Here is a 19,472-nt window from a genome sequence, read left to right as displayed (position 1 = left end):
AGGCTGATAAGTTTTCAAGCCTTAAACAATGGCTGTCTTTAACTCTTTATCACTGCGTTTAATTACTCCAAGCCAAGCCAAGCCAAGCCAAGCTAAGCTAAACTAAGCCAATCCAGGCCAAGCTTTTAAATACTTACATAGCTACATATATGACACAATATGCTGTTCTAGCTTGGCTAATGCGCCTTGATTGGCAGCAAACACGCGGTAAGCGGCATCGCCCGAAACGGATAAATCGCGCTCTGGCCGCAGCCAAGACTCAAACTGCATCTCAACTTCGATCGCATCTTTAGCAATATACAAGCCCTGAGCGGCATCTAACTTTTGGGCAATCGATTGAAAGTTAAAAGTTGAAGGGCCAGTTATAATCGGCAGGCGCCAAGCCGCCGCTTCGAGATAATTATGTCCACCGTGCGCAATCAGACTTCCGCCAACAAAGCATATCTTTGCCACGCCAAGGATCGCCAGTAAGTCACCCATAGTATCTGCCAGTAGTAAGGCGCACTCTGGCCGCACCGCAGCATTGTCGGATAGCCGCTGATAATCTATCGCTTGCTGTTCGGCCAGCGAGGCAACCACATCAAAGCGCTCAAGATGTCTGGGCACCATAATCGCCAAAAAATCAGGGTCCAATAATTGTAGGCGCTTGATCATTGGCAAAATCAGCTCATCTTCACCGGCATGAGTACTGGCAAAAACCGCAACTTTTCTCGCGTCAATGGCTAAGCTTTCACGCAGCAATTGTGTTTTATCGCGAACTGACTGACTAAGCTCAATATCAAACTTTATACTGCCGGTCACTTGCATATGATGCTTATCCACGCCAAGCCATCGAAACCGTTTTGCATCGGCGTTTGACTGTGCTGCCACAAAGCTGAGGTTTCGCATCATGCTACGAGCCAACGGTAAAACACGCGCATAATTTTTTGCCGATTTTGCCGACAAGCGACCGTTTGCCAAAATTGTCGCAATCCCTTTAGCTTTGCAACAAGCTAGCGTGTTAGGCCAAAGCTCAGTTTCCATAACGATCAACATTTGTGGAGACAATCGCTTAATAAAACGACGAATAATCCAACCCAAATCATAGGGCATATAGACATGCAATACCTTATCCGCAAATGCCGCTTTTACTCGGTCAGACCCCGTTGGCGTCGTCGTCGTGACACATATTTGCCAATCAGGGTGATGTTGCAAGAGACTGTTAATTAACGGCGTTGCAGCAATAGTCTCACCGACCGACACTGCATGCAGCCAAATTAAAGGTTGCTCTGAATTACGCTGTGGAATGCAGGCAAATCGCTCGGCAATGCGCTGCCTATAAGCAGGGTTCTTTCGTCCAAGCCAAAACAGTCTCGCGATGATTAGCGGCAATAAAAGGCTTAGACAAATACTGTAAATAGCTCTCAATCGGGTTCTCTCTGTTGGCAAATCATGCCTGCCTAGTAGCAATAGCATTATCATAGCAAGAAGCGCCTACAAACTGATATACTTTAAGGTTTTACTCACCAGACAAATTTCTTACAAGACAAAAATCCTGCTATGACAATGAATCTATCTGCGAGGTTTGACGCCTCATCACTACCCATCAATCTCGACCAAGTGAAGGGCTTTCTTGCTGAAGACGAAGCCGCAGCTCTTTATCAGCTTGCCGCTAATGCTCGGGCACCGATTTTAGAAGTCGGCAGCTACTGTGGTAAATCCACGATTTATCTTGGCGCTGCGGCACAGCAAAATCAGAATACAGTTTATGCTGTCGATCATCACCGAGGCTCAGAGGAACACCAACTGGGCGAGGAATATCATGACCCAGATTTGTATGACAACAGCATTGCACTGATGGATACCTTTAAGGAATTCCGTAAAAACATGCGCGCCGCGAATTTAGAAGATACCGTGGTGCCGATTGTAGCAAGCTCGCAGGCAGCAGCACGCAGCTGGAATACCGCGCTTGACCTTGTATTCATTGATGGCGGCCATTCCTTTGAGGCTGCGCATATGGATTATCGAAGCTGGGCCTCGCATGTCAAAATTGGCGGATTTTTGGCGATTCACGATTTATTCCCCAATCCTGATGAGGGCGGCCAGGCACCGATCACGATTTATCGACTGGCTATCGCTTCTGGCCTGTTTGAAGAAGTTGAGGTGGTGAACACCTTGGGTATTTTACGGCGCGTGCAAAGCAGTCACTTTTAAGCACATTTGCTAAGTTAACAGAGTCCTAAAGTTTTCATATTTAGGCCAGCTAAACAGCTGGCTTCCCTTACGTGCAGGCTATTTAAAGCACTAGGTCATCACCTGCAGATCAGCTATAATTTCTTCTCATTTGTTTTACCCACATAGCACAGTCATGCAAACTCCGCGAATCGAGCCTCCAAAAGACCTGCAACCCGTTTACGGCTACCGAAAGTTTTGGGCTGAATGCTTGGGCCCTGCACCTGAACTACCGATGAGCCGCGCAGAGATGGATGCATTAGGTTGGGATAGCTGTGACATCATCATCGTTTGCGGCGACGCCTATGTCGACCATCCAAGCTTTGGCATGGCAGTAATTGGCCGCGCTCTTGAAGCACAGGGCTTTCGTGTCGGCATTATTGCGCAGCCTGATTGGCGCGATAAACAAGCTTTTATGGCGCTAGGCGAGCCGAATCTATTTTTTGGCGTCTCCGCCGGCAATATGGACTCGATGATAAATCGCTATACCGCTGACCATAAAGTCCGTAAAGATGATGCCTATACTCCAGGCGGCACGGGTGGCAAACGACCAGACAGAAGCACATTGGTTTACGCTCAACGCTGCCGCGAGGCCTATAAGCACTGCCCAATTGTTTTGGGCGGCATCGAAGCAAGCCTCCGACGACTCGCCCATTATGATTATTGGAGTGATAAAGTTAGACGCAGCGTGTTAGTTGATGCAAAAGCCGACATGCTCGTATTTGGTAATGCTGAACGCGCCATCATCGAGATCAGCCACCGCTTGGCGCAAGGTGAATCCATAAGCGACATTAGTGATATTCGCGGCACCGCGTTTTTAGCGCCACAGTTGCCAGATGATCGCCAAATCGTTGATTCAACTCAGATTGATATGCCAGGCCGAATTGATGAGATTCCCTCACCGTATCAAAGCGAAAATACCGACCAAGCCGACAGCTCTAGCGCCGCATCGACTGAAAATACTAGCTGCGCCTACAATACCGCTAATCAACAGCCTGCATCAGCCACATCTAATGCCGTTCAGGTCATGGATATGGCGAAGCTGAATACCAAGCCGGCAGCAAAAAAGCCCTTTCGCAGTAAGAACGCGATCATTCGCCTGCCTGATTTCGAACAAGTCAAGCAAGATAAAGCGCTTTATGCCCACGCCTCACGCGTATTCCACCAAGAAACCAACCCTGGTAATGCCCGTATCTTGGTTCAGCGTCATGGCGACAAGCTGGTATGGGTTAACCCGCCACCGACGCCGCTCAGCACTGAAGAAATGGATTGGGTGTTTGAACTGCCCTACACGCGCAAGCCACATAGTCATTATGGCGATGCTAAAATCCCTGCCTACGATATGATTCGTTTTTCCGTCAATATTATGCGCGGTTGTTTTGGTGGCTGCTCATTTTGCTCAATCACCGAGCACGAAGGGCGGATTATTCAAAATCGCTCGCAAGATTCCATCTTGCGCGAAATTGAGAATATTCGTGACAAGACCCCTGGCTTTACCGGCACGATTTCTGATCTTGGCGGGCCGACAGCCAATATGTGGCGTCTGCATTGTGTTGATGAAAAAATTGAAGCCAGCTGCCGCAGGCCAAGCTGCGTCTACCCTGGCATTTGCAGCAATCTGAATACCGACCAAACACCGCTGATTGAGCTTTACCAAAAAGCTCGTGATATTGACGGTGTAAAACGCGTATTAATTGCCTCAGGCCTGCGCTACGACTTAGCGGTTAAAACGCCAGCGTATGTGAAAGAGCTTGTCACACATCACGTTGGCGGCTATCTCAAAATTGCCCCAGAACATACCGAAGACGGCCCATTGTCAAAAATGCTAAAGCCTGGCATGGGCACTTACGACGAGTTTAAACGGCTTTTCGATAAGTACTCGAAAGAGGCTGGTAAAGAGCAGTACTTAATACCTTATTTCATTGCGGCTCACCCTGGCACCACCAGCAAAGATATGATGCTGCTTGCCGTTTGGCTCAAGCAAAATGGTTTTCGCGCCGACCAGGTGCAAACGTTTTACCCCTCGCCAATGGCCAGTGCAACCACCATGTACTATAGCGAGTATGACCCCTTAAGACGACTGGACGGGGAGAAAGTGTTTATCCCTAAAGGCTTAAAGCAGCGCCGCCTGCATAAAGCCTTTTTGCGCTACCACGATCCTGAAAATTGGCCGATGCTACGTGAAGAGTTAAAGCGTCTAGGGCGTGAAGATTTGATTGGTAATAGTAAACGACATTTGATTCCGCGCGATCAGCCCAGAGGCTTAGCAGGACGAGGACAGCGATTCCTTACGCAGCATACAGGCTTACCACCGAGAGATAACGGCGGCAAAAAGGCCAGCACCAGACACAGCAAATCAAAACGTCGATAGCTGTAATGAAACTTGTCACTGCTAGCTGGTAACTGGTAACGACACTTAGCGAATCATGATAAAACTGGCCATGCGGCCGGTTTCACCATCGCGACGATAAGAAAACCATTGCTGCTCACTCAGAGTGCAGTACTTTCTGCCCGTAATATGAGTTACGCCTAGCTGGCGCAATCGCATTTTTGCAAGTCGATACAAATTTGCATAATACTTATACTCATGTCCGGCAACCGGCTTGAAGGCCTTGAGCGCATTCTCGCCAAAATCGCTATTCAAAAACGCCTCTTTAACGTCCTCACCTACCTCATATTGTCGCGGCCCAATAGCAGGCCCCAACCAGGCGAGCAAAGACTGAGGCTCAGCGTGCATAGCAGCCACCGTACTATCAATAACACCTGAGACCAGTGAACGCCAACCTGCATGAATAGCTGCAACCTGCTTACCCTGCGGATCGGTGAGTAAGATCGGCAAACAATCAGCCGTCATAATTGCCAACGCAATACCGGGCACAGCGGTTACCAATGCATCACCACGCGGCGTTGTGGCGAGGCTGTTGCGATCGGCCACAATAACTTTGCCACCGTGCACTTGATCCAGCCATTGAATATTCTGCGCTGGCAGGCGAAGATGCTGCGCAAGTAAGGCTCTATTGGCATTCACCGCGACCTGATCATCGCCAACGTGTAATGCCAGATTAAAACTATTGAAGGGCGGTAATGAAACACCGCCATAGCGGTTACTGACGCCGGCCACAACGGCATCGGGCGCAGACCAACTGGCTCGAATAAAACTCATACGCTACATCTCTTGATTATATGCTTCGCTCTCTTGCTTAACGACTGCTAGTAGAGACTGCATGTCATCAGCGATAGGAATTTCCCACTCGCAGTACTGATCATCTTCTGGATGATTCAGACCCAGCTTAAACGCGTGCAAAGCTTGGCGAGGAAAGCCCTGCAATGCCTTTATCAGATCCTGACTAGCAGCCTTGGGCAGCTTTGGCCTGCCACCATACAGTTTATCACCCAGTAAAGGGAATCTAGCGTGGGCCATATGCACCCGGATTTGATGCGTGCGCCCCGTCTCTAATTGACAACGTACCAAGGTATGTGCGCGATACTTTTCTACGACACGATAATGAGTAACTGCCTCTTTGCCACCAAATTCAAGCACCGCCTGCTTTTGTCGCTGGCTGGGGTGTCGCCCCAGATTGGCATTGACTGTAGCGCCGGCAGTAACTACCCCCTGAACCAGCGCATAATATTGTCTGCTAACGGTTCGCGCCTGCAGTTGTGTCACTAATGCATTGTGAGCGGCCAATGTCTTGGCAACGACCATCAAGCCTGTTGTGTCTTTATCAAGGCGATGCACTATGCCAGCACGGGGTAACTGCTCAAGTTGTGGACAATGAAATAATAAACCATTTAATAAGGTATTATCACGATGACCCGCCGCAGGGTGTACGACTAAATTCGCCGGCTTGTTCAGCACGATTAAACTATCATCTTCATAGATAATATCTAAACCGATCGGTTGCGCAGCTGCATCATCGACCTCTTTTGTCAGCACGGCATTGATCTGCAAGGTTTGACCTAAACACACTTTGTCTTTGCTTTTCAGTACTTCGCCATCAACCGTTAAAGCGCCTTGCTTGATCCAAGTTTGAATCCGCGAGCGGGAGTATTGCGCAAACAAAGTGGCTGCGACTTTATCAAGCCGAAGTTGATCCATAGATTCTGGAACAGACGCGGTTAATTGAATCGATTCACTTGCAGACATAGCTTTCTTTCTCAAAAACAGCCGATCATTATAATGGCAAATAACAAATTTGTCGGCCTATAACGCAGTTTACCTTGGGTTGCCGAGCAAGATATGCTTAAATATTGTACCTCGAAGAATAACAATGACACCTTAATTAGAGTTTTACTATGCAGCGCTTAGCCTCCCTATTTTTATGCTTACTTTTAAGCTTCTGTGCCGGGCAAGGTAAATCACAATATGACTATTACAGCGAAGATCAGCTGTATGAACAAGCCCGCAGGCTAATGATTGATGGTCGCTTCGCTCAATCGGCCGAACTCTACCAAATGTTAGAAACCCGTTTCCCGTTTGGCCAGTATGCTGAACAATCACAGCTTGAAATCATCACCGCTTACTATCAGGCCTATGATTACGAATTGGCGATGACTGCGGCAGACCGCTTCATCCGACTGCACCCTGATCACCCAGAAGTTGACTATGCTTACTATTATCGTGGCCTAGCGCGTTTTGATATGAATCGCAGCTCCTTAGATAAGTTTTTCAATATCGATTTATCCAAGCGCGACCCAGGACTGGCACAAGAGTCGTATAACGACTTTTCAGAGCTGGTGAATAAATTTCCAGACAGCCGCTTTGCTGCAGACTCATTAGGCCGCATGCGGTTTTTACGCAATCTGATGGCCAGACACGAAGTGCATGTTGCCAATTATTATTTCAAGCGCGGGGCCTATCTTGCTGCGGCTAACCGCGGAAAATACGTGATTGAGAATTTTCAAGAATCTCCTGCCGTCAGTGATGGGCTAGCGGTCATGGCTCAAGCCTACAGCCTATTAGGTATGAATGATTTATCAGCTCAAAGTCTGTCGCTGCTAAAACAAAACTATCCCGGTCATGAGGCGATTGCCGACAATGGTCAGCTGAACAGTGAGTTTAAGCTTGAGCAGGCGGAAGCTTGGCGCTTAGAAAACACCGGTACGCGTGTGTTTAGCCAGCCAAACCCACCAGCATTTGATAATCGCCGCAGCTAGCACCTTGAGTTTGTGACTAGACTGCAATCTTTGCAGCCAATATTCGCCGGATTGGCGCTTGGTTTTTAGCCAATTTGGTTTAAAATCAGCTAAGTTTTTATCACAGCGGTTGATGTATATGCTTGTTAACAGCCCCGAAATTATCCAAGCCATGCGTGTTTTACCTGAGATCGACCCAGCCGCTGAGGTTGAACGACGCAGTCAATTCATTGCCGACCAGCTTCAAGCCTCTGGCTGTAAAAACTTAGTATTAGGTATTTCCGGCGGCATTGATTCTGCTACCTGTGGCCGCTTAGCGCAGCTCGCCGTCAATAAATTAAATACCGCAGCAGACTGCACAGATTTCAAGTTCGTCGCGGTACGCCTTCCTTATGACAGCCAACTCGATGAAGACGACGCCCAACTATCCATTGGTTTTATTCAGCCAAGCTTAACGACCACGCTCAACGTTAAGCAAGGCGCCGATAGCATCCACCAAGAAACCACTGAAGCATTACAGTCACTTGGCCTACTTGAACAGCAGAGCGAACACCAAATTGATTTCGCCAAAGGTAATGTTAAAGCAAGAACACGAATGGTTTTGCAATATGAACTGGCTGCCCTTTTGCCCGGTGGCGGCTTGGTGCTCGGCACAGATCATTCTGCTGAAAATATTACTGGGTTTTATACTAAATGGGGCGACGGCGCCTGCGATATTGCCCCATTGTTTGGCTTGAGCAAGCGACAGGTGAGGCAGATTGCCAGCTTTTTAGGCTGCCCAAATACATTAATTGAAAAAGCCCCTACTGCTGATCTTGAGACCCTCAACCCACAAAAAGCGGATGAGTCGGCACTGGGTTTAAGCTATGATCAAATTGATGATTTTCTCGAAGGCAAATCAGTCAGCAGCAATGTTGAACAATCCTTAGTGAAAATTTATAACCGAACTGAGCATAAGCGTCAGCCTATCCCAACCATATACGATTAAGCATATTCGATGACCGATATTCGACTGATTGCTTACAATCACTATTTCACGCGCCTAATTCAACATCATTAGGCAGTTAATACTGATACTTACTTTCTTTGACATAATTTTTAGCGTCTAAGGCTTTTTATGAAAGGTTATTCCGGCACAAAGAATTCAGCAAGTAACGAATCAGCGTCTATCCGTCTCAGCAATAAACCAGGCCGTAAAGGTCTCAAACGGATTATTTGGGCTGGCCTATATTCGGTAAAAGGCATACGCGCAGCATGGACTCATGAAACTGCATTTCGGCAAGAATTAAGCCTTATACTGCTATTGTTGCCTGCGGCATTTTGGTTAGGTCAAACTGCACTTGAGCAAATCATATTAATTCTGCCGTTGTTTTTGATCGTGATTATTGAGTTAATCAACTCTGCCATTGAGGCGGTTGTTGACCGCATCAGTGATGAGCAGCACAAACTCTCAGGACGAGCTAAGGATATGGGCTCAGCAGCTGTCATGTTTAGCTTAGTGCTGGCTGTAATTTGCTGGACCTTAGTAGCATGGCAGCGCTTTGGCTAGCAATACTCAGCATGAACAGAACTTGAGAAAACAAAGCACATCAGATAAATAGCACTGCTTAATAATCACTGCTGATTAAAGCTAGAACCATCCATCTCATTATTCTTTAAATGACTGCAGACTCCTATTATGGCAAAACTCAGCATCGAGCTTCCCAAATCATTTTCTTTTAAGACAGAAATCCCAGTACTTATTCAACACGTGAACCGCGCTAATCATTTGGCTAATGAGCATTTAGTAGCCATGCTCAACGAGGCTAGAACTCGTTTTTCAGCAAGCCTAGACTGGTCTCAAAGCGTGACTCAGCGTGAAAATTTTATTAACGCCGATCTAGCCGTGATTTATAAAGCAGAGGCACATTATGGTGATGAACTTATCATTGAAGTGGCCGCCGCAGACTTTTCGCGCTTTGGCTGTGACTATCTGTACCGCGTCAGCAAAAAGGCTGATGGACGCTTAGTTGCCATAGCAAAAACTGCGATGCTGCACTTTAATTATCAGCTGAAACGCCTAGAACCGGTGAGCCCTTGTTTTGCCTCATTATTCCCGCCTGAAGACAAAGGTTTTGATTGACAAGACTGGTGCAAATATGAATAATTTGCGACCTTGATTTTTATCTACACTTTTTCTAGCGACAATATCGCTAAACTGAGAGGACAAACACCGTGGCAAATTCTCCACAAGCAAAAAAACGTGCTCGCCAAGCAGTCGTGCGTCGTGCCCGTAATGCAAGCCAGCGCTCTATGGTTCGCACCTATATCAAAAAAGTTATTTCGGCGATTGCTGCAGGTGACAAAACCGTCGCCACCGAGGCTTATGCTGAAATGGTNCCTGTGCTAGACCGTATGGCAGACAAAGGTATTTTTCACAAGAATAAAGCTGCACGTTACAAGAGCCGCCTAAACGCTCAAATCAAAGCACTCGCTTAATTTTCTTGTAAGAGCAAGAGCAAGAGCTGCAACGGTTAAAGATAACGACAAACTCAGCAGCTCTTATCGCAGCCCTAATCTAAGCTAGCCCAATGAACCAAGTGTTTTCGGTAAACTCAATAGCTTAGCTCTTAGTCAAATTATTGCTTATTACCATAAAAAAGCAGGCTGATCGCCTGCTTTTTTGTACTTACTCATTTGTATTACTATTTATGGGTAACTATTTATCGCCGCCTACGCCGAGCTTTTTAAGCTATAACAAGATGAGATTATCACAGTGCATTAACTCATCTGCGACTCGGTAGCCCAGCAGTCGAACCATATCCTCACTTTTTTGGCCTAAAAGCTTGGCTGCGTCAGTGCTGGGGTAATTAATCAGCCCCTTAGCAATCGGCTCACCCAATGCATCTACGCACTCGACAATATCGCCCTTATTAAACTGCCCTTTGATCGCCGAAACGCCGACCGGCAGTACTGAAACACCACCTTGTCGAACAGCCCGCACAGCACCCGTATCCAGCTCAATCTGCGCTACAGCCGTCAAGCTAGCCAACCATAGCTTACGCGCTTCGAGAGGCGTCGCCTGATCACTTTTAAGTAAGGTGCCAAGCGATGCATTTTTGTCTGCATCCATGAGCTCCAGCAATACCTGTGGCAGCCGGCCACCAACAATAACTGTATCGGTGCCTGAACGAGAAGCAAGCCGTGCGGCCTGAACCTTGGTTGTCATACCGCCACGACCTAATTCACCGCCACCACCGGCCATGCTGAGCAGCCTAGCATCATTGGCCGGGGTTTGAAAAATAGGTTCTGCGTCAGCAAAATGCCGAGGATCTTTGGTATACATAGCATCTTGATCGGTCAAGATCACCAGCAGATCGGCATCTATCAAGTTGGCCACTGCTGCTGCCAATGTATCGTTATCACCAAAACGAATCTCTTCGGTTGCAACCGTATCGTTCTCATTGACGATAGGAATAACACCGAGCTGAATCAGTGTCTGTAAGGTATTTCTAGCATTCAAATAGCGCGGACGATTCGATAAATCATCATGCACTAACAGCACTTGTGCAGTATGTTTAGCAAACTGACTAAATGCGCTCTCCCAACTTTGCACCAGTCGCATTTGACCCACTGCCGCAGCCGCCTGCAGCTCACTCAGTGATTCTGGCCGCTGCTGCAAACCCAGCCGCACCATGCCAGCAGCGACTGAACCAGAAGAGACGATAACCAACTCTTTACCCTTGGCAATCAGTTCAGCCATTTGTGCAACCCAGTCGACGATAGCCTGATTATCTAGACCCTTACCATCATCGGTAAGCAATGCGCTGCCAATTTTTACCACAATCCGTTTTGCATTCGCCAAAGCTAAGTTTTGAGCTTCTGTTCGCATTACTGCACGTACTCCACATCAACATCCCAGTCATCGTCATCCCAATCATCCCAGTCATCGTCACTGGCATCTGCAGATCGCTTGGCTCGCGCCAAATCGCGGGCGCGCATAATCGTTTCACGCCCTTCCTGCTGTACTTGGCGCAGCTCGTTCATTTGCGCTTCGGCAAAATCTGCCTGCTCGAGCTGGTCTCGATAGTCTTCGATGTAAGCCATAATGTCATAACAAAGCTGATCAAGCGCAGCTTTATGCTCAGTACCTAAGGCCGAGATAACATATACGGGACCCTGCCAATCAAGCGCCGCAATAATACGCTCGACACTGGCCTGCGCGTCTGCATCGCTAATCAGATCGGCTTTATTAAGCACCAGCCAGCGATCTCGCTCAGCCAAAGTGGGGCTAAACTGCATAAGCTCTGACACAATCACCGCGGCATGCTCTTCAGCCGTGCCCTCATATGGCAACAGGTCAACAATATGCAGCAGCAAGCGTGTGCGCGCGATATGCTTTAAAAAGCGAATTCCTAGACCATGACCCTCTGCCGCCCCCTCGATCAAACCGGGTATATCCGCTACTACAAAGCTGCGATATTGACCCATTTTTACAACCCCGAGATTGGGCGTTAAAGTAGTAAACGGATAATTAGCTACTTTAGGCTTAGCCGATGAGATAGCACGAATCAGGCTCGATTTGCCCGCATTGGGTAAACCCAGTAGACCCACGTCAGCCAGCACATTAAGCTCTAAACGGACTTCCCGAGCCTCACCAGCCGTGCCAGGTATAGTTTGCCTCGGTGCGCGATTGGTTGAAGATTTAAAATGGGTATTACCTAAGCCCCCTTTACCGCCTCTGGCGATCAGCAGCTGATCACCAGGCTGAGTTAAATCACCAATCATTTCTTGGGTCTCGTCATCAAACGCGACTGTACCAACAGGCACTTTCAACACCAAATCTTCGCCAGCTTTTCCTGAGCAGTTTCTGCCCTTACCTGGCTCACCTGACTGCGCGCGATAGAGCGGTTGATAGCGATAGTCAACCAGCGTATTAAGCGCCTCGTCAGCCTCTAAGATAATCGAGCCACCCTTTCCACCATCACCGCCATCAGGGCCGCCTTTGGGAATGTATTTTTCACGTCGAAAGCTCATGCAGCCATTGCCACCATTGCCAGCGCTAATTTTAATCACGGACTCATCAACAAATTTCATAATAATCCTCTAAGGCCACGTGAAGCAGACGTGAACGGGCTATTGATCATACGACTAAGACGATCAATTTAGCAAAACTATAACACTAAAAAAACAAAACCCCGCGATGCATAAGCAAGGCGGGGTCGGGAACTACAAACCGAGTTTATGCAACAACAGAAACGTATTTGCGGTTTTTAGGACCTTTCACTTCAAATTTTACTGCGCCATCTTGGGTCGCAAATAAGGTATGGTCTTTACCCATGCCAACGCCATTACCTGCGTGGAATTTAGTGCCACGTTGACGAACGATAATATTTCCAGCCACTACTGCCTGACCACCAAAGCGCTTCACACCAAGGCGTTTACTAATACTATCGCGACCGTTACTCGTACTACCACCAGCTTTCTTATGAGCCATGATTGATACTCCTTAAATCAGTTTCGGTTAAGCAAAAAGCTTTATGCTTGGATGCCGGTAATTTTTACTTCGGTGAACCACTGACGGTGGCCCATTTGTTTCATGTGGTGCTTACGACGCTTAAATTTCACAATTTTTACTTTTTTGTGACGACCATGAGCAACGACTTCTGCCGTCACTTTTGCACCTTCAACCACTGGCGCACCAATTTTAACGTCTGCGCCTTCGCCAACCATAAGTACTTCGTCAAACTCAATACTTGCCTCGGTTGCGGCGTCAATTTTTTCAAGCTTAAGGGTTTCACCCTCAACTACACGGTGTTGTTTACCACCACTTTTAATCACTGCGTACATAGTTACATTCTCTATACGAAATTTATTTAACAGCCTATTGGCAACCTCAAGCTAAAAACCACGCTCCAGTGCTCGGCGCTGATAGGCACTGACCAATGTCAGTTTTCTGAGGGCGGGCATTGTATGCAAAAAAACACAGGCTGACAAGTGTTTTCATGTTTAATCATCTGCCATCAATTTATACAAGAAATGGCCAGCAAAAAGCTTTAAAATAGCCCGCTATTAGCACTCTCAAGTAGGCAAGCAAACCGCTGCTAGCGCTGCAATTTTCAAGTCGTGCTAAGCAATATGGGATATTGGCAAAGTTAACGTAGTTTTACCATGATGGACAAGATTCGACTGCTGCTAGAAGCAGAAATCACTCAGTTAGACCGATTAATAGTTGAGCAACTGCAATCGCGTGTCGATTTAGTAGAAAATATTGGCCACTATATTACCGATGCTGGCGGTAAACGACTTAGACCGCTGTTGGCCTTACTTGTTAGCCGAACTAGTCAGTCAGCAACGCCTCAGGATATTATTGCCTTTGCAGCCGTGATTGAATTTATTCATACCGCCACCCTATTGCATGATGATGTTGTCGATTTGTCAGAATTGCGACGAGGTAAACCAACCGCGAATGCAGCATTTGGCAATGCACCCAGTGTTTTAGTTGGCGACTTCATTTATTCGCGTGCTTTTCAAATGCTGGTAAAGATTGGCAGCATGGACCTCATGCAGCTGATGAGTAACACGACTAATCAAATAGCTGAAGGTGAGGTACTGCAGCTCAGCAAAGCCGGAGACAGCTCGACAACAGAAGCTGACTACTTGCAGGTCATTACCGACAAGACCGCCATTTTATTTGCCGCTGCGCTACAAGGGACCGCGATGCTGCTCAATCGTCCAGCGCCTGAGCAACAAGCTATGTACGACTATGGTTTAGCCTTGGGCATTGCGTTTCAGGTGGCTGATGACATTTTAGATTATCAAGGCGATGCTGCCATCATGGGTAAAAATGTTGGTGATGATTTGAACGAGGGTAAACCGACTTTACCGTTGATCTATACCATGGCCCATGCAAAAGCCTCAGATGCAGCACTTATAGCCAACGCTATCGAGCAAAAAAGCAGTGCCGATATTGAGCAAATTTCACAGCTGATTCAAACACACGGCGCCTTAGAATATTGCAAACGTTTTGCCAATCAGTATGTCGATCAGGCCAAGCATGCCTTGCAGCTGATTGACGACAGTGCTGCCAAGACAGCCCTGGTTGACCTAGCTGACATGGCGCTTAATCGAGTCAAATAGTCCTTGCCTTGTCTGCAAAATGATTGCGCAGGCGCCAGCTATGCAGCGCCGAACAGTTTTTGTTTCAAGTATTCTCTCAGCGTTTGTATCCAGACATAAAAGCAAGGGATTAAAAACGTACCCAGTAACAATACTGCCAACATGCCGGCGCAAACCGTGATACCTAAGGACATTTGCGAAAACATGCCCGCACCCTTAGCAAATACCAGGGGTAAGATACCTAAAATAAACGATAAGGCGGTCATATTGATTGCCCTAAAGCGCAAAGTTGCTGCGTATTCAGCTGCGGCGGCAATATCTTGTTGATGCTGTTCGCGCTGCACTCGAGCGAATTCAACAATCAGAATGGCGTTTTTCGAGGCCATGCCAATCAATAAAATTAAACCAATCTGCACGTAGAGATTTAACGATAGGTTTACCGCTAATAAAGCGGCCATGCTGCCTGCCAGAGCAATCGGCAACACCATCAGAATAGAGATAGGAATCGACCAGCTTTCATACTGCGCGACTAAAAATAAGTAGATAAAAATCAGTGCCAGTGCGAAGGCTATAATCGCCATATTGCCAGCTTTTAACTGCTCAAAGGCCTGCCCTGTCCACTCATATCGAAAGCTGCCTGGCAAAGACTCAGCCAGCTGTTCAAATACTTGAATGGCTTCACCCGTCGCATAACCTTGCGCCACATTGGCATTGATAATACCCGCACGAAATTTATTGTATCGCCAAACATTTTCAGGACCTAAAACGGGCTCGATCGCAACTAAATTAGTCAGCGGTATCATCTCGCCCGACTGCGAACGCAAATAAAATTTGTCCAGATCATCAATCGCATCGCGGAACTCACTGTCCGCCTGCATAATAACTTGGTAGGTCTGGCCAAATTTATTGAAGTCATTGATATAGCTTGAGCCCAATTGACTTTGCAAAGTAGCAAAAATCTCTGTTAACGAAATACCTAAAGTCTTGGCCTTAACCCGATCAACATCAATAAAATATTGTGGCACATTGGCTCTAAATGCCGTGAAGGCGGTCTCTACCGCAGCTTGCTGGCTACTATCGATAACGAGATCGCGTAAATTTTCAGATAATAAGGCATAGTCCTGACCTAAGGTGTCTTCTAAAACAAACTCAATCCCGCCAGTAGAACCAACACCAGGAATAGGCGCCGCAGGGATGGCCATCACCTGTGCCTCTAACACTTCACGAGCAGCGCGCTGATTGACGCGCTTTATTGAGTTAAACACAATACCTTGCATACCGTCAGCAAAGCGCTCATCCCAGGGCTTCATCACTACAAACATAACAGCCGAGTTAGACTGTGAAGCACCGGTGAAAATGCCATAGCCGGTGATCGCGGTCACCGACTCGACATATTCATCCTCTTGCAAGATAGTTTCAACTTGTTTCACAACGTCCTGGGTGCGAGACAATGACGATGCATCCGGCAGCTGCACAGAAACAATGAATAAGCCTTTATCTTCATAAGGCACAAAATCTTGCGGTACCGAGCGAAAGCCATGACCCATGATGGCAATCACGGCAACAAATACCAGCGCAGTAACCACGGAGCGGCGAATGAAAAAACTGACACCACGGCCATAAGCCTGCGTAATGCGATCAAAAATACGATTAAAAGCCTGATACCACTTGGCCGGCTTCATATCTGGCTTTAATAATAAAGAGCATAAAACTGGGCTTAAAGTCAGCGCATTAATACTTGATATCAATACTGATATACAAATCGTTAAGCCAATTTGCGAATACATCTGCCCGCTGATACCGGGCAGTAAGGTTACCGGCACAAACACCGCTAACAACACTAAGGTCGTGGCGATGACCGGGCCAGTTACTTCAGACATCGCTGCTCGCGTTGCCTGCACGGGGGTTTCATCGGGGAAGTTGTGCATGCGTCGCTCAACGTTTTCGATAACCAGAATGGCATCATCAACCACAATACCGATCGCCAATATCAAACCAAATAAGGTTACAGTATTGATACTCATACCGAGAAGGTTTAACACGGCAAAAGTACCAATCAAGGATACTGGAATCGCAATTGCCGGCACCAATGTCGCGCGTAAGCTACCTAAAAACATAAAGGTAACCAGAATTACCAATACAACCGCCTCATACAGCGCTTCAATAACCTGATCGATAGAGACACGCACATAACGCGTGGTGTTGTAACTTGCCTGCCAGGTCAAACCGTCAGGAAAGTTTTGCTCAAGCGCTTGCATTTTTGCAATCACCATCTCTTCCGAGGCCAGCGCATTCGCATCAGGCGTTAAATATAGGGCAACGTTGATCGCAGGCTTATTATCTAGCTCGCCTAACACCGCATAACTGGCCTGCCCGAGCTCAACTCTTGCAATATCGCGCATGTAGATTTGCGAGCCATCATTGGCAGAGCGAACCACGATCGATTCAAATTCGTCTTTATCGGTTAAACGCCCCTTGGCTCGCAAGGCATATTCAGTAGATACATCTGCGGCAAAGGGCGGTGCACCAACACGCCCGACCGGCACCTGTATATTTTGTTCTTGCAAGACTTGCTGAACATCAGCAACCGTGACTCCCAAGGACGCCATTTTTTCTGGGTTTAACCATAAACGCATAGAATAGTCAGCGGCACCAAGAGTGACCGCCGAGGCGATGCCGGGAATACGCTGCAGCGCTGGCTCAATATTGATTTTTGAATAATTCGACATAAACAGATAATCGAGCGAACTATCAGGTGAATTCAGATTCACAATCATTAGCATATCGGGCGACTGTTTAGCGATAGACAAACCATACTTTCTGACATCGGCAGGCAGTTTTGGCTCGGCCGTTTTCACCGCATTTTGCACTCTCACTAAGGCCATATCCGCATCTTGCTCAAGCTCAAAAGAAATCGCCAAGCTATAGCTACCGGCATTCGAGCTAATTGAGCGCATATAAGTCATACCCTCAACACCATTCACGGCATCCTCAATCGGCCCCGCCACAGTTTGTTCAATGACTTCTGAAGATGCACCGGGGTACTGTGCTGCAACCACCACCTGGGGTGGTGCAATATGCGGATATTCGGCAATCGGCAAGATGGAGAGAGAAATCAAACCAGCAATGGTGATAATCATCGAAATCACCAGGGCAAATTTGGGACGTGTCAAAAAGAAATTGCTGATCATGGTCGTTAGCGCCCTTTGATGCAGTATTAGATAAAAATGGGTTAAGGCGTGTCTGACGCTGCCGCATCAGCAGCCTGAGTGGGATCTAAAATACTCACTTGCAAACCGGGTCGAACTGACTGCAAGCCTTTAATAATGATGCGCTCACCAGGCTCAATACCCGACAAGATAAATACATTTGTGCCTTCTCGATCACCCACTGTGACATTGCGTCGCTGTACCGTGCTATTGGCATCGACAGAAAATAAGTAGTCACCTTGCTGATCCTTCATGAGCGCTGCCTGTGAAATTCGCACCACATCACGCACGGTTGGAGTTTTCACAATCGCCTTAACATACTGACCTGGCACTAGAAAGCCATCGGCATTTGGGATATCAGCACGCATAGCAATTGTTGCCGTTTGTAAGTCGATATGATTGTCGATAAAAGTGATTTCACCGGCGTCTGGATAAGCCTCGCCATCGCTTAATTCTACAAACACTTTTACTTTTTCTGGCGACGCACCCGCTTTTACCTGCTCCATACGCTGACGCTTGGCCATTAAATAGGTATTTTCATCTACCTTAAAGGACACCTGAATCGGGTCAAGACTTTTTACCGTGGTTAAGGCGGCAGACTGCGGCCCCACCAGATCGCCTACGTCGACCGATTTTGCGCCAACATAGCCTGCAATCGGCGAGGTTACCGTAGCATAGTCTAGATTAAGCTGAGCCGACTTGATTTGTGCCTCAGCTAAGGTCACATTTGCCTTGGCATCTAAGTATTGACCTTCAGATCGGTCAAAATCGGCTTGCGAGATGGTNCCTGATTTGACCAATTTTTGGCTGCGCAGAAAGTTACGCTTGTTGGTAGTAAACTTTGCCTGNGCCGCTTCCAGCTGTGCCTCAGCTTTGGCCAAGTCGGCGGTAAACGGCTCATTATCAATTTCAAACAGCACATCGCCGGCATTGACCCACTGCCCTTCGGTAAAGCTTCGGCTAACAATAAAGCCTGACACCTGTGCAGAAATATCCACTTTCTCACGAGACTCCAAACGGCCAACAAAACGGTACTGGCCATTGTAGGGAGACAGCGCCGCAACTTCAGTGACAACCTCAGGCAAGCTTGGCGCAGTCACTTCGTCACTCTTACCCCCGCATGCCGTGAGCTGCAGTAACACAGCAAAAAAGCCAGAAAATACGGTAAATTTCAACATATGCATCCCTTTTCGCAATTATCAGTTTGACGCACTGCCAAAGCGTCAATACTCAAACTTATTCGATTATGTTAATGTGAGATAAGTTTTAAAAGGATAGCGTTTTAATCAGTTCATGGCTACTTTTGTCGTTGGTGATTTACAAGGGTGTATTGCACCACTTATCGAATTACTGAAACAGGTTAATTTTAACCCGCATAGCGACCAGCTTTGGTTAGCGGGCGACTTAGTGAATCGAGGTCCAGAATCACTAGCAACTTTACGATACCTTTATGATTTAGATCGTCAGCATCACTGTATTCAGCTTGTTTTAGGTAATCATGACCTGCACTTATTAGCCTGCGCGCTAACTGACCGAGCACCGAAAAAATCAGATACTTTCAACGACATTCTCAACGCTAGCGACAAAGATGTATTGATCAACTGGTTATTAACACAGCCATTGTTTGTGCACCAGCACACTATCGCGATGGCGCATGCTGGCATTCACCCGCAGTGGGACTTCGATACGGCGCAGCAACTTAACGATGAGGTCTGCCATGTGCTTCAAAGCGATCAAGCGCCTGAGTTTTTTCGCCAGATGTATGGCAATACGCCGGATTATTGGCACAGTGAATTAAGCGGCATAAATCGTTTACGC

Annotated in this window: 18 protein-coding genes; 9 read left to right on the top strand and 9 right to left on the bottom strand. The window is 47.3% G+C overall.

The features are described 5' to 3' along the window. Positions 1 to 141: 141 nt before the first annotated feature. Complete coding sequence (gene waaA / locus HRU21_04540; GenBank protein NRA41560.1) at positions 142 to 1,461, bottom strand: lipid IV(A) 3-deoxy-D-manno-octulosonic acid transferase; 1,320 nt, start codon at positions 1,459 to 1,461, stop codon at positions 142 to 144. A gap of 84 nt (positions 1,462 to 1,545) precedes the next feature. Between waaA and HRU21_04535 the strand changes: the two genes are divergently transcribed. Then, positions 1,546 to 2,193: a class I SAM-dependent methyltransferase gene (locus tag HRU21_04535; GenBank protein NRA41559.1), complete on the top strand. Its 648-nt coding sequence runs from the start codon at positions 1,546 to 1,548 to the stop codon at positions 2,191 to 2,193. A gap of 154 nt (positions 2,194 to 2,347) precedes the next feature. Continuing rightward, positions 2,348 to 4,582, top strand: a complete 2,235-nt coding sequence (locus tag HRU21_04530; protein ID NRA41558.1) for a YgiQ family radical SAM protein — start codon at positions 2,348 to 2,350, stop codon at positions 4,580 to 4,582. Positions 4,583 to 4,627: 45 nt separating this feature from the next. Here the strand turns inward: HRU21_04530 and pgeF are convergent, their stop codons facing one another. Further along, positions 4,628 to 5,374, bottom strand: a complete 747-nt coding sequence (gene pgeF / locus HRU21_04525; protein ID NRA41557.1) for a peptidoglycan editing factor PgeF — start codon at positions 5,372 to 5,374, stop codon at positions 4,628 to 4,630. Positions 5,375 to 5,377: 3 nt separating this feature from the next. Beyond that, positions 5,378 to 6,358, bottom strand: coding sequence for a 23S rRNA pseudouridine(1911/1915/1917) synthase RluD (rluD, locus tag HRU21_04520; protein ID NRA41556.1), 981 nt, complete (start codon positions 6,356 to 6,358; stop codon positions 5,378 to 5,380). Positions 6,359 to 6,507: 149 nt separating this feature from the next. Here rluD and HRU21_04515 point away from each other — a divergent pair, with 149 nt between their 5' ends. From HRU21_04515 to rpsT, 5 genes are all read left to right on the top strand, one after another. Next, positions 6,508 to 7,368 (top strand): outer membrane protein assembly factor BamD, encoded by an 861-nt coding sequence (locus HRU21_04515; protein NRA41555.1) that lies wholly within the window; start codon positions 6,508 to 6,510, stop codon positions 7,366 to 7,368. A 118-nt stretch (positions 7,369 to 7,486) separates the two neighbouring features. Then, positions 7,487 to 8,335 (top strand): ammonia-dependent NAD(+) synthetase, encoded by an 849-nt coding sequence (gene nadE / locus HRU21_04510; protein NRA41554.1) that lies wholly within the window; start codon positions 7,487 to 7,489, stop codon positions 8,333 to 8,335. 129 nt (positions 8,336 to 8,464) lie between these two features. After that, a complete protein-coding gene (locus HRU21_04505; GenBank protein NRA41553.1) occupies positions 8,465 to 8,896 on the top strand; it encodes a diacylglycerol kinase in 432 nt (143 codons plus the stop codon). Positions 8,897 to 9,025: 129 nt separating this feature from the next. After that, entirely contained in the window at positions 9,026 to 9,469 is a 444-nt protein-coding gene (locus HRU21_04500) for an acyl-CoA thioesterase (GenBank protein NRA41552.1), read from the top strand. Positions 9,470 to 9,561: 92 nt separating this feature from the next. Next, positions 9,562 to 9,825, top strand: a complete 264-nt coding sequence (gene rpsT / locus HRU21_04495; GenBank protein ID NRA41551.1) for a 30S ribosomal protein S20 — start codon at positions 9,562 to 9,564, stop codon at positions 9,823 to 9,825. 253 nt (positions 9,826 to 10,078) lie between these two features. On the opposite strand, the gene HRU21_04490 is transcribed toward rpsT, so the two are convergent. The 4 genes from HRU21_04490 to rplU all read right to left on the bottom strand — a co-directional run bounded on the left by HRU21_04490 (position 10,079) and on the right by rplU (position 13,176). Further along, positions 10,079 to 11,218, bottom strand: coding sequence for a glutamate 5-kinase (locus HRU21_04490; protein NRA41550.1), 1,140 nt, complete (start codon positions 11,216 to 11,218; stop codon positions 10,079 to 10,081). Then, positions 11,218 to 12,423: a GTPase ObgE gene (gene obgE, locus HRU21_04485; GenBank protein ID NRA41549.1), complete on the bottom strand. Its 1,206-nt coding sequence runs from the start codon at positions 12,421 to 12,423 to the stop codon at positions 11,218 to 11,220. The genes HRU21_04490 and obgE overlap by 1 nt, the downstream gene beginning before the upstream one ends. A gap of 145 nt (positions 12,424 to 12,568) precedes the next feature. Then, entirely contained in the window at positions 12,569 to 12,823 is a 255-nt protein-coding gene (gene rpmA, locus HRU21_04480; GenBank protein NRA41548.1) for a 50S ribosomal protein L27, read from the bottom strand. Between the two features lie 41 nt (positions 12,824 to 12,864). Then, the gene (gene rplU / locus HRU21_04475) at positions 12,865 to 13,176 is read right to left on the bottom strand and encodes a 50S ribosomal protein L21 (protein ID NRA41547.1); all 312 of its coding nucleotides are present in this window, start codon (positions 13,174 to 13,176) and stop codon (positions 12,865 to 12,867) included. 324 nt (positions 13,177 to 13,500) lie between these two features. Here rplU and HRU21_04470 point away from each other — a divergent pair, with 324 nt between their 5' ends. Next, positions 13,501 to 14,466 carry a polyprenyl synthetase family protein gene (locus HRU21_04470; GenBank protein ID NRA41546.1) on the top strand — a complete coding sequence of 322 codons (966 nt, stop codon included), beginning with the start codon at positions 13,501 to 13,503 and terminating at the stop codon, positions 14,464 to 14,466. A gap of 38 nt (positions 14,467 to 14,504) precedes the next feature. On the opposite strand, the gene HRU21_04465 is transcribed toward HRU21_04470, so the two are convergent. Next, complete coding sequence (locus tag HRU21_04465) at positions 14,505 to 17,636, bottom strand: efflux RND transporter permease subunit (GenBank protein ID NRA41545.1); 3,132 nt, start codon at positions 17,634 to 17,636, stop codon at positions 14,505 to 14,507. A 41-nt stretch (positions 17,637 to 17,677) separates the two neighbouring features. Then, positions 17,678 to 18,832 (bottom strand): efflux RND transporter periplasmic adaptor subunit, encoded by a 1,155-nt coding sequence (locus HRU21_04460; GenBank protein NRA41544.1) that lies wholly within the window; start codon positions 18,830 to 18,832, stop codon positions 17,678 to 17,680. A 115-nt stretch (positions 18,833 to 18,947) separates the two neighbouring features. Between HRU21_04460 and HRU21_04455 the strand changes: the two genes are divergently transcribed. Next, positions 18,948 to 19,472: symmetrical bis(5'-nucleosyl)-tetraphosphatase (locus HRU21_04455; protein NRA41543.1), on the top strand; the 525-nt coding region annotated here is incomplete at its 3' end.

The organism is Pseudomonadales bacterium (genome assembly GCA_013215025.1).
Classification (GTDB): Bacteria; Pseudomonadota; Gammaproteobacteria; order Pseudomonadales; family DT-91; genus DT-91.
The sequence above is the reverse complement of the archived record's forward strand: the minus strand, read 5'-3'. Positions and strand labels throughout refer to the sequence as shown.